This window comes from Streptomyces zagrosensis (genome assembly GCF_014203645.1).
Classification (GTDB): domain Bacteria; phylum Actinomycetota; class Actinomycetes; order Streptomycetales; family Streptomycetaceae; genus Streptomyces; species Streptomyces zagrosensis.
In genome coordinates this window covers 43,913-56,086 of record NZ_JACHJL010000010.1, presented here as the reverse complement: position 1 = coordinate 56,086, position 12,174 = coordinate 43,913, and the positions used below count along the sequence as shown (strand labels likewise).

Genomic DNA, 12,174 nt, shown 5'->3' with positions numbered 1-12,174 from the left:
GGAGCGAGCACTGATGTCGGACACGGAAGAGAAGCTCCGTCAGTATCTGAAGCGGGTCACGGTCGATCTGGGGCAAACCCGCCAGCGCCTGCGCGAGGTGGAGGAACGCCTCCAGGAGCCGGTGGCCATCGTCAGCATGGCCTGCCGCTTTCCCGGTGGCGTCACATCCCCCGAAGACTTCTGGGAGCTGGTTTCAACAGGCGGCGACGCCATCGGCGAGTTCCCCACCAACCGCGGCTGGGACCTGGAGGGCCTCTACCACCCGGACCCGGACCACCCCGGCACCAGCTACGTGCGCCGTGGCGGGTTCCTGGACGGCGCCGACCAGTTCGACGCCCCCTTCTTCGGCATCAGCCCGCGCGAGGCACTGGCCATGGACCCGCAGCAACGGCTGCTGCTTGAGGTCTCCTGGGAGGTCCTGGAACGCGCGGGGCTCGACGCCGCCACGCTCAAGGGCACCCCCACCGGCGTCTACGCGGGCGCGGGCATCCTCGGCTTCGGCACCCCGCACATCGAGCAAAGCGCCGAGGGCTACCTGCTGACCGGCAACACCCTCAGCGTCGTCTCGGGCCGGGTGGCGTTCACCCTGGGCCTGGAAGGCCCCGCGGTCACCGTGGACACGGCCTGCTCCTCGTCCCTGGTGGCCATGCACCTGGCGGCCCAGGCGCTACGGCAGGGCGAGTGCACGCTAGCGCTCGCCGGTGGCGTGACGGTCATGCCGAACGCCAACCTGTTCACCGAGTTCTCGCGGCAGCGCGGCCTCGCCCCGGACGGCCGGTGCAAGCCGTTCGCCGCGGCGGCCGATGGCACCGGTTTCTCCGAGGGCGCGGGCATGGTCCTGCTGGAGCGGCTGTCGGATGCCCGCCGTAACGGCCACCGCGTGCTGGCCGTGCTACGCGGCTCGGCGATCAACCAGGACGGGGCGAGCAACGGTCTCACCGCGCCCAACGGCCCCTCCCAGCAGCGCGTCATCCGCCAAGCCCTGGCCAACGCCGAACTCTCGACGTCCGAGGTGGATGTCGTGGAGGCACACGGCACTGGCACCACGCTCGGCGACCCCATCGAGGCCGACGCGCTGATGGCCACCTACGGCCAGGACCGCGCCGCCGACCAACCGCTGTGGCTCGGCTCGGCCAAGTCGAACATCGGCCACACCCAGGGCGCATCCGGCGTCGCCAGCGTCATCAAGATGGTCATGGCGATGCGGCACGGCCTGCTGCCCGCCTCGCTGCACATCGATGCGCCGACATCCCATGTGGACTGGAGCGGTGGCGGCGTACGCCTGCTCACCGAGCCCGTCGCATGGCACCCCGAGCGGCCCCGTCGGGCCGGGGTCTCCGCATTCGGCATCTCCGGCACCAACGCCCACCTCATCTTGGAGCAGGCACCCGAACCATCCGCCGAGGAACAGGTGGCCCCTTCGGCCACACCCGGCACAGCCAGCCCCATCGGCGGCGTCGTGCCATGGGTGGTTTCCGCACACCACGACGACGCACTACGCGCCCAGGCCGAGGCCCTTACCGCCCGGCTCGCCACCGAGCCCGAGTTCGCTCCGGACGACGTCGGCTGGTCCCTGATCACCACCCGGGCGACGTTCGACCACCGAGCCGTCGTCGTGGGCGACAACCGCGATGACCTGCTGGCAGGCCTAGCTGCGCTGGCCGCCGGCGAGCCACACGCCCATGTCATCAACCCCGGCGGTCCGGCAGCAGCAAGCGGCGTCGGCCCGGTGTTGGTGTTCCCGGGGCAGGGTTCGCAGTGGGTGGGTATGGGAGCGGGTCTGCTCGAAGCTTCGCCGGTGTTTGCGGCGCGGGTGGGGGAGTGCGAGCGGGCTCTTGCTCCGTATGTGGAGTGGTCGCTGTCTGAGGTGTTGCGGGGTGGTGTGGACGCGGCTGATTTGGGTCGGGTTGATGTGGTGCAGCCGGTGTTGTGGGCGGTGATGGTGTCCTTGGCGGCGGTGTGGGCTGATCAGGGTGTGACGCCGGCGGCGGTGGTGGGTCACAGTCAGGGTGAGATTGCGGCTGCGGTGGTGGCTGGTGCGCTGACTTTGGAGGACGGTGCGAGGGTCGTTGCGCTACGCAGTAAGGCGCTACGGCGCCTGGCCGGTGGTGGTGCGATGGCGTCGCTTGCGATGAGTGCGGACAAGGCCGTGGAGTTCTTGGCCGGTTTGGGTGAGCGGGCTGCTGGTGTGGGCATTGCTGCGGTGAATGGGCCTGGTTCGGCGGTGGTGTCTGGGCCACCTGAGCAGGTGCAGTATGCGGTGGCTGCTTGTGAAGGGGGTGGTGGTCGGGCGCGGTTGATCGATGTGGACTACGCCTCGCACAGCGCCCAGGTGGATGAGATTGCCGAAGAGTTGCACACCGTGTTGGCCGGTATCGAGCCCGTGCGGTCGGAGGTGGCGTTCTACTCCACGGTGACCGCCGAGCGTATTGATACCACCGAGTTGACCACCGCGTACTGGGTGACCAACCTGCGTGAACAGGTGCGCTTCGCCGACGCCGTACGTCAGCTTTTGGCCGCTGGCCACCGCGTGTTTATCGAGGCCAGCACCCACCCCGTCTTGACCGTTGGGCTGCAAGAAGCGTTCGAGGAAGCCGGTGTGCAGGGGGCGGCGGTGCCGACCCTTCGACGCGACCAGGGCGGTCTGGCGCAGTTGGCGCAGTCTGTGGCGTTGGCGTTTGCCGCCGGCCTGGAGGTGGACTGGACCCGCTGGTTCCGCACCGATCCGCGCCCGGGCGTGGTGGAGCTGCCGACGTACGCCTTTCAGCGCCAGCGCTACTGGCTGAGCGGCACCGGCGGACGCGGCGGGGACCCGACCGACCTGGGATTGACCTCCGCGGGGCATCCGCTGCTCGGTGCGGCCGTGGAGCTCGCCGATGGCAGCGTTCATCTGCTGACGGGGCGCCTGTCGGCGCAGTCGCACTCCTGGCTGTCAGAACACGTGGTGGGTGGCACGGTGCTCGTGCCGGGTGCGGCGCTGGTGGAGTGGGCGTTGCGGGCCGCCGATGAGGTGGGCTGTGCGGGCGTCGATGAGCTGGCACTTCAGGTGCCGCTGGCGCTGCCCGCGACCGGTGGCCTACGGGTGCAGGTGGTCGTCAGTGCCGCGTCCGATGACGGGCGCCGCGATGTGCGGGTGTACTCCCACGGCGATGGGAACGTGGCCGATGAGAGCTGGGTCTGCCACGCGGAGGGCGTGCTGAGCCCGCCTGCCACCGCTGCCGAGCGGCAGCCTGAGGAACTGTCCACGGCCTGGCCTCCGCCCGGGGCCGAGGCGCTGGACGTCACCGGGTTCTACGATCAGGCCAGCGCCGCCGGCTATGGATACGGGCCCGCGTTCCAGGGGCTCAAGGCTGCTTGGCGGCAGGGCTCCGACGTCTACGCGGAGGTCGAACTGCCCGAGGCGGCGGGGGAGCGGGCGGGGTTCGGCATCCACCCGGCGTTGCTCGACGCCGCGTTGCAGCCCGCGCTGCTGTTGACCGAACCCGATTCCGAAGGCGCCGGCGACCAGGTGTGGCTGCCCTTTGCCTGGAACGGTGTCGCGCTGTGGGCCACCGAGGCGGGGACGGTTCGCGTCAGGCTCTCCCCGTACCAGGAAGGCAGCACCGACGAGCGTGCCGTACGGGTCACCGTGGCCGACACCGCTGGTGCTCCCGTCCTCACGGTGGACTCGGTGGTGACCCGCCCTGCTGCGATCGATCAACTCAAGGCCGCGGGGCGTGGTGCGGAGGGTCTTTTCGCGGTGGATTGGGTTCCGCTGCCCGGTGGCATGGCGGACGCCAACGCGCTTACTTCGTACGGTAGTTGGGCGGTGCTGGGTGCTGATGTGTTCGGTCTGGCGGAAACGTTGCCGGGCCGGGGTCGGGTCTTCGCGGATGTTGCGGCGTTGCTGGACTCGGCGGGCGAGGATGGCTCGCTTCCCTCGATGGTGCTGGTTGGTGTGCAGCCCGATGATGTGGGCGATGGTTCGGCGGTTGTTGGTTTGGGTGTGGTGGAGCGTGTTGTGGGGTTGGTGCAGGCGTGGTTGGCGGAGCCTGTGTTGGTGGAGTCGCGGTTGGTGGTGGTGACGCGGGGTGCGGTTGTTGCGGGGGAGTCTGCGTGTGGTGTGGAGGTGGCGGGTGCGGGTGTGTGGGGTTTGGTGCGCAGTGCGGAGTCGGAGAACCCGGGGCGCTTCCTGCTGCTCGACTTGGACGCGGAGCCCGTTGACCCCACAGCCGATGGCATAGGGAGCGCGTTGTGGGGTGCGGTGGCGGTGGATGAGTCGCAGGTGGCGTTGCGTGGTGGGCGGGCGTTGGTGCCTCGGTTGGTACGGGCTCGTGTGGAGCCGCGGGAGGAGGAGGCTGCGTCGGCCGCGCTCAATCCTGCTGGCACGGTGTTGATCGTCGGTGGTACCGGGGTGCTGGGTGCTCTGGTGGCTGAGCATGTGGTGCGGGCCTGGCAGGTCAAGCATCTGGTGCTGGCCAGCAGGCGCGGCCCGGACGCGCCCGGCGTCGAACAACTCACCGCACGGCTCGTTGAGTTGGGGGCCGAGGCGCGGATCGTCGCCGCTGATGTGACGCGCGCCGACGAGGTGACCGAACTGGTCGCGAGCATTGCCCCAGAGCATCCGCTGACCGGTGTAGTGCACGCAGCGGGCGTGTTGGATGACGCCGTGGTGACGTCGCTGTCGCCGGAGCGGTTGGCGCGGGTGTGGGCGGCGAAGGCCGCGGTTGCGGAGCACCTGCACACGGCGACCGCTGGCCTGGACCTGGGCATGTTCGTCATGTTCTCCTCGGCCGCCGCCGTATTCGGCAGCCCAGGGCAGGGCAACTACGCCGCGGCCAACGCCTTCTGTGACGCGCTGGCCGCTCACCGGCGGTCCCGCGGGCTACCCGGTGTGGCCATCGCCTGGGGCCTGTGGGCCGACTCCAGCGGCATGACCGGGCATCTGACCGAGGCCGACCTGGCCCGCATGACGCGCTCCGGCATCCGGGCGATGACCAGCGAGCACGCCCTACGGCTGCTCGACTCCGCAGGCGGGCAGAGCAATCCCCAGCTGGTGGCCGCCGATGTGGACCTCGGCGCGCTCTCCGGCGCCGACCACACTCCAGCCGTACTGCGTGGACTGGTTGCCCGCACCCGGCGCAAGGCGGCCGGCGCCGATGCCCACGGCCCGGCCCTGGCCTCCCGCCTCGCGGGCCTGGATGCGGCGGGGCGGCTTGACGTGGTCCTACGGATAGTCCGTGAGAGCGTCGCCGTGGTGCTGGGCTTCGCCTCCGCGGACGATGTGCGGGCCGAGGCCACGTTCAAGGAATTGGGCTTTGATTCATTGACTGCGGTGGAGTTGCGCAACCGTTTGTCGGGGATGAGCGGCCTGCGGCTGCCTGCGACGTTGGTGTTTGACTATCCAACGCCTCGGGTGTTGGCGGAGTTTGTGGTGTCGCGGTTGGGGGGTGAGTCGGTTGCGGTGTCGCGGGTGTTGGATGTGGCGGGTACCGATGAGCCGGTGGCGATCATCGGTATGGCCTGCCGTTTTCCCGGGGGTGCTCCGTCTCCGGAGGGACTGTGGGATGTGGTGGCCTCGGGACGTGCGGTGTTGGGAGATTTCCCGACGACCCGAGGTTGGGACCTGGAGGGGTTGTTCCATCCGGACCCGGATAATCCGGGGACGAGTTATGCGCGTGAGGGCGCGTTTTTGTATGACGCGGACCGATTCGACGCGGGGTTCTTCGGCATCAATCCGCGGGAGGCGTTGGCCACCGATCCGCAGCAGCGGTTGTTGTTGGAGGCGTCGTGGGAGGTGTTGGAGCGGGCCGGTATTGACCCGGTGTCGTTGAAGGGCTCGGCAACGGGCGTATATGCGGGTGTGATGTACCACGACTACGCGGCGGGGCTGTCCCGTGGTGGTGATGCGAAGTTGGAGGGGTATGCGATGCTGGCCGGCTCCGGCAGCGTCGTCTCCGGCCGGGTCGCCTACAGCCTGGGCCTGGAAGGCCCGGCCGTAACGGTGGACACCGCATGCTCCTCTTCTCTGGTCGCCATGCATCTGGCCGCACAGGCGTTGCGGCAGGGCGAATGCACGCTCGCGTTGGCGGGCGGGGTCACGGTGATGGCTACGCCTGATGTGTTCACGGGCTTTTCTCGGCAGCGTGGACTTGCGCCCGATGGCCAGTGCAAGCCGTTCGCGGCGGCGGCGAATGGTACCGGTTGGGGTGAGGGCGTCGGTCTCCTTCTTCTGGAGCGGTTGTCGGATGCGCGGCGTAACGGGCATCGGGTGTTGGCGGTGGTGCGTGGTTCGGCGGTGAATCAAGATGGTGCGTCAAATGGATTGACGGCGCCGAATGGTCCGTCGCAGCAGCGGGTGATTCGGCAGGCGTTGGCGAATGCGCGGCTTTCTCCAGCGGATGTGGATGCGGTGGAGGCGCATGGTACGGGCACGACGTTGGGTGATCCGATTGAGGCGCAGGCGGTGCTTGCGACGTATGGGCAGGAGCGTTCGGCGGACAAGCCGCTGTGGTTGGGTTCGATCAAGTCGAATATTGGTCATACGCAGGCTGCCGCGGGTGTAGCGGGTGTCATCAAGATGGTGATGGCGATGCGCAAGGGGGTGTTGCCGCCGTCGTTGCATATCGATGAGCCGACGCCGCATGTGGAATGGGATGCGGGGGCGGTGCGGCTGTTGACTGAGGCTGTTGAGTGGCCGCAGAACGGTCATCCGCGTCGGGCGGGCGTATCGTCCTTCGGCGCCTCGGGCACCAACGCCCATGTCATCATCGAACACGTCCCCGATGCGCCGGAGACCAGTTCCGGGCCCGAGATCGCGGGCGTGCTTCCGTGGCTCCTTTCGGCCCGTAGTGGAGAGGCCCTGCGCGGCCAGGCGAAGGCGCTCGCCGAGCACCTGACCACGCAACCCGAACCGACGCCCACCGAAGTGGGTTGGTCGCTGCTCACCACCAGGTCGCTGTTCGACCACCGTGCAGTCGTCGTCGGTGACGATCGTGCCGCACTGCTAGCGGGGCTCGAAGCGCTCGCCGCGGGTGACACCCACCCCGCCGTCGTGCCCAGCAATCCCGAAGCGCTGGTCGGCATTACCTCCGGGCACACGGTGTTCCTCTTCAGCGGCCAAGGCAGCCAACGCCCCGGCATGGGCCGCGAACTGTACGAACGCTTTCCCGTCTACGCGCGGACCTTCGACCACGTCTGTGACCTCCTTGACCCCCACCTGGAGCACCCCCTCAAGGACGTGGTGTTCACCGGCGGACCCGACCACCTCCTTGACCACACCACCTACGCCCAAGCCGGCCTGTTCGCCCTACACATCGCCCTCGCCAAACTGCTGGAAACCCTAGGCGTACGCCCCGACGCCGTGATCGGGCACTCGATCGGCGAGGTCGCCGCAGCCCATATCGCCGGGGTCTTCGACCTCCCCGACGCCTGCCACCTCGTCGCCCAACGCGCCACCCTCATGGGCAGCCTCCCCACCGGCGGTGCCATGGCCACCATCGCCGCCACCCCCGAACAACTCGCCGAAGACCTGGCAGCGCTCGATGGCCAGGTGACGATCGCCGCGCTGAACACCCCCGGCAACACCGTCATCTCCGGACCCGCCGACCTCGTCGAACACCTCCGCACCAGCTGGGCCGACAAGGGCCACAAGGCCAAGGCGCTCACCGTCAGCCACGCCTTCCACTCACCGTTGATGGACCCCATCCTGGAACCCTTCACCCAAGCCATCACCGGGCTCACCTTCCACGAACCCACCATCCCCCTGATCAGCAACCTCACCGGACTCCCCGCCGATCCGGAAGAGATCACCACCCCCACCTACTGGGCCCAACACATCCGCCAACCCGTCCACTTCCACCCCGCCATCACCCACACCATCCCCACCACCCACACCTACCTCGAACTCGGACCCGACCCCACCCTCACCACCGCAACCCAACACACCCTGGAGCACGTGCGCGGCGAGGCGGAAGGCGCTGAGGAGGCCGCACCGCTGGTGGTGGCCGCGCTGACCCGTAAGCAGCCCGAGGTGCAGGCGTTCGCCCAGGCCGTGGCGCGGCTGCACGTGGCGGGGGCCGAGGTCGACTGGACGAGTTGGTTCCCCGCTAACCCGGCCGCGCGGACGGTGGACCTGCCGACGTACGCCTTCCAAGGCGAGCGTTACTGGCTGAGCGTGGACAGCGGCGTCGGTGACATGGGCGCCGCTGGATTGCAGCGCGTCGAGCATGCGCTGTTGCCCGCCGCCGTGGGGCTTGCCGATGGCGGGTTGTTGCTGACGGGCCGCGTGAGCGCCGGTGGTGGCAAGACGTGGCTGGCGGAGCACGTGGTGGCGGGCTCGGTGCTGTTGCCGGGCGCCGTGCTGGCCGAGTGGGCGCTGCGGGCGGCCGACGAGGCGGGGTGCGCGGGCATAGCGGAGCTGGCGTTGCAGGTGCCGCTGGTGCTGCCTGCGAACGGTGGCGTACGCGTACAGGTGGTTGTCAGCGCCGCGTCCGAAGACGGGCTGCGTGACGTACGGGTGTACTCGCGCCCGGACCGGGATGCCGACCTCGGCGCGGACGCGGGCTGGCTGTGCCACGCGGAGGGCGTGCTGAGCCCACCCGCCGACGGTGCCGAGCAGCCAGCGGCGGATCTGGCTGGTGCCTGGCCTCCGGCCGGGGCCGAGCCGGTGGAGGTCGATGGCTTCTACGAGCGGATCGCTACCGGCGGCTACGAGTACGGCCCGGCGTTCCAGGGGCTCAGGGCCGCCTGGCGCGCCGGCGACGCGGTCTATGCCGAGGTGGAGCTGCCCGAGGCGGCGGGGGAGCGGGCTGGTTACGGCATTCACCCGGCCCTGCTTGATGCCGCATTGCACGCCGCGCTCCTGCTGGATGGAGGCCCGGACGCGGCAGCGCATCTCACGGATGAGCGGGTGTGGTTGCCGTACGCGTGGCACGGCGTAGCGCTGTGGGCCGCTGAGGCCACCACGCTCCGCGTGCGGCTCTCCCCGAACGCCGAGGTCGCGGAGGGTGAGCGGGGGCTGCGGGTGACCGTGGCCGATGCCGTGGGTGCCCCCGTACTCTCGGTGGACTCGCTCGCGATGCGTGCCGCCACCGCTGACCAACTGCGGGCCGTGGGCGGTGAGCAGGGCACGGATGGTCTGTTCGCACTGGAGTGGACTCCGCTAGTGGCCCCAGCCGCTCGGGAGGTCGGAAGCGCCGGGGAACCCGGCAGCGCCCCCGAGGCCGGCGATGGTTGGGCGGTACTCGGCCAGGGTGATCCGTACGCTCTGCGCGACCTAGACCTACCGGGCGCCCTGCGCCCCACGCCGTACGCGGATATCGCCGCGCTGACCGCTGCTCTCGATGGCGGTGCGCCGGCGCCGGCGGTGGTCCTGTTCGGCGTCGCGTCGCAGGAGGGCGCGTTCGATGGCGTAGCTGCCGCTGGGCTTGGCGTGGCGGAACGGCTGCTGGAGCTCGCACAGGAGTGGCTGGCCGAGCCCCGGCTGGCCGAGGCCCGGCTCGTGGTTGTCACGCGGGGCGCCGTCCCCGCGGGCGAGATCGACGGGGGTGACGGTGCCATGGCCGACGACTGGGTGGCGGTGCCGGCCGCCGGCGCCTGGGGCCTGATCCGCAGCGCCCAGGCGGAGAACCCTGGCCGCTTCGTCCTGCTCGATCTCGACCCTGCCGGGGGCAGCGCCGCTGCGACGCCCGGTGCCGGCTGCGACGTACCGGGGGCTGTGGAGCTTGCCGTTGTAGCCGACGAGTCGCAGGTGGCGCTGCGCGCTGGGCGGGTCCTGGTGCCCCGGCTGGTGCGGGCGGGCGCAGGCCATGGCGAGATCGTTGGCCCGGTCGGCGAGCGGGCTTGGCGCCTTGAGCTTCAGGGCGCGGCCACCGTGGACAATGTCGTGCCCGTGCCCTGCCCCGAGATCCTCGCACCGCTGGCCCCGGGTCAGGTGCGGGTCGAGGTGCACGCGGCTGGCATCAACTTCCGGGATGTTCTGCTGAGCCTGGGCATGGTGCCGGGGCAGGTCGGTCTCGGTGGCGAGGGTGCCGGCGTCGTCACGGCCGTTGGCCCGGGCGTCACCAACGTTGCCGTGGGTGACCGGGTGCTGGGCCTGTTCGACCGCGCGTTTGGGCCGCTCACGCTGACCGACGCCCGCATGGTGGCCCCCGTGCCGGACGGGTGGAGCTTCCACGAAGCGGCGTCCGTGCCCACGGTGTTCCTCACCGCTTGGTACGGGTTGGTGGAGCTTGGTGGCCTGCGGGCTGGTGAGTCGGTGCTCATCCACGCTGCTACGGGTGGGGTGGGGATGGCGGCGGTGCAGATTGCGCGGTACCTGGGTGCCGAGGTGTATGCGACGGCGAGTCCTGGCAAACATGCGGTGCTTGAGGAGTTGGGCATCGATGCGGCGCATCGGGCGAACTCGCGTGAGCTGGGCTTTGAGGCGGTGATCCGGGAGGCCACCGGTGGGCGAGGCGTGGATGTCGTACTCAACAGCCTCGCCGGCGAGTTCGTCGATGCCTCGCTGCGGCTGCTCGGCGCCGGTGGGCGGCTGTTGGAGATGGGCAAGACTGATATTCGGGACGCCGACCAGGTGGCCGCCGCGTACCCGGGGGTCAGCTACCAGGTCTACGACCTGGTCACCGACGCGGGCCCGGCGCACATCGGGCACATGCTCGGCACCCTCAGCGAGCTGTTCGCCGCGGGCGCGCTGACGCCACCGCCGGTGCGGGTGTGGCCGCTGGGCCGGGCCCGGCATGCGCTGCGGTATCTCAGCCAGGCCAAGCACACCGGAAAACTCGTCCTGGACGTGCCCGCCACCGTGGACCCCGATGGCACCGTCTTGATCACCGGTGGTACCGGAACGCTCGGCGCCCTCGTCGCCGAACACCTGGTCCGTACGCGAGGCCTTAAGCACCTCCTGCTCGTCAGCCGCCGCGGCCGAACGGCCGATGGAGCCGAAGAGTTGGCCGCGCGGCTGGCGAGGCTCGGCGCGCAGCCCCGGTTCGCCGCCGTGGATGTCACCGATGCGGCGGCGATCCGCGACCTGATCGCCGGGATCGACTCTGCCCACCCGCTCACCGGCGTCATCCACGCCGCAGGCGTCCTCGACGACGCGGTGCTCACCTCGCAGAGCCGCGAAGGGTTGGCGCGGGTGTGGGCGACGAAGGCCACGGCCGCGGCCCACCTCCACACGGCGACAGCGCACCTGCGGCTTGGCATGTTCGTCCTGTTCTCGTCATCGGCCGCGACCTTCGGCAGCCCGGGCCAGGCCAACTACGCGGCGGCCAACGCCTTCTGTGACGCGCTGGCCGCCCACCGGCAGGCCGCCGGTCTGCCTGGGGTTTCCATCGCCTGGGGCCTGTGGGCCAACGCCAGCGGCATGACCGGCAACCTGGCCGATGCGGACCTGGCCCGCATGGCACGCTCCGGCATCGCCGCCATGGCCAGCGAACACGCGCTGGGACTCCTGGACGCCGCCGTCCAGCACGGCGGCCATCACCTGGTCGCCGCCGACATCAACCCCCGCGCGCTGGCCGCACAGCCCGCCGACTCGCTCCCCGCCTCGCTCCGTACGCTGATCGCCGCCGGCAGCAGCGGCAACCGCGGACGGCGCACCGCGACCGCGGGCGGCGGCCAACCAGCGGACTGGGCAGACCGACTGGTCAGGCTCTCGCCCGACGAACAACTACGCACCCTGGTCGCCCTGGTCCGCAGCAACGCCGCCACCGTGCTCGGGCACGCCGACGCGGAAGCGGTGCACGCCGAGGCGAACTTCAAGGACCTGGGCTTTGACTCACTGACCGCCGTGGAGCTGCGCAACCGACTCTCGGCCGCCACCGGGCTGCGGCTGCCCGCCGCCCTGGTCTTCGACTACCCAGAACCCACCGCGCTGGCCGACTTCCTGCTCCAGCGCATCGCGCCCGGCGACGCGGCAACCACCGGACCGGACGCGGTCGATCCGGTGCTCAACGATTTGGCCCGGCTTGAGAACGCCTTGATAAAGCTTGAGCTGGAAGACGGTGATTCCGGTGCGGTAACGGCTCGGCTGGAGAGCCTGCTGGCGAAATGGAAGGCGGCACGCAAGCCCGCACATGAGGGCAGTGCCGTGGAAAGGCTGGAGTCCGCGTCAGCGGATCAGGTTCTTGACTTTATCGACAATGAACTTGGTGTGTCCTGAAATGTACGGGACTACACCATCGCTGAAGGCCG

The 12,174-nt window shown here is 69.9% G+C and carries 1 protein-coding gene; it reads left to right on the top strand.

The features are described 5' to 3' along the window. Positions 1–13 precede the first annotated feature (13 nt). Positions 14–12,142: a type I polyketide synthase gene (locus tag FHS42_RS19470; RefSeq protein ID WP_184573634.1), complete on the top strand. Its 12,129-nt coding sequence runs from the start codon at positions 14–16 to the stop codon at positions 12,140–12,142. The last annotated feature ends 32 nt before the right edge of the window (positions 12,143–12,174 follow it).